Annotated in this window: 1 protein-coding gene; it reads right to left on the reverse strand. The window is 68.8% G+C overall.

Annotated features, from left to right (window positions below):
• Positions 1-159, reverse strand: a 159-nt coding sequence (locus tag H489_RS29880) for a MerR family DNA-binding transcriptional regulator (protein ID WP_017887467.1), incomplete at its 3' end; no start/stop codon positions are given.
• Positions 160-504 lie beyond the last annotated feature (345 nt).

Raw genomic sequence — 504 nt, forward strand, 5'->3', positions numbered from 1 at the left:
CATCCGGCGGATCACGAGCAGGCGATGCAGGTCGTCGTCGGAGTACAGCCGGAAGCCGCCCTCGGTCCGTCCGGTGGGGTGGAGCAGTCCGACGTCGTCGTAGTGGCGCACGGTCCGGATGGAGAGCCCGGTCCGGTCTGCGAGTTCACCGATCCGCATCGTCGATGCACCTGCTGCGTCCGTCACTGCTGACCCCTTCCGCCCGGTTGCCCGGTCCGGACCGATCGTACCGATGCTTGCGCTGCAACCCTTCCGTTGCGTTAGAGTCAGACACGACCGACTCTTCCGTTGCGGAAGGTTCTGGTTCCTGGCCGCACTCGGCCAGTGCGCGACGAAGCGCCCCCACGACATTCCCCCGCGGACGCCGAGCGTCCGCACCCCCTCACCGAAGGAGAACCGTGACGACCGTCACGCCCGCACCGGCTCCGGTGCACGCCAGTCCCACCGTCCTGTCCGCCCTGCGGAACCCGAAGATCCTGCTCCGCGAGGTGCTCGCCGGCCTCG

This window comes from Curtobacterium flaccumfaciens UCD-AKU (genome assembly GCF_000349565.1).
Taxonomy (GTDB): Bacteria; Actinomycetota; Actinomycetes; order Actinomycetales; family Microbacteriaceae; genus Curtobacterium; species Curtobacterium poinsettiae.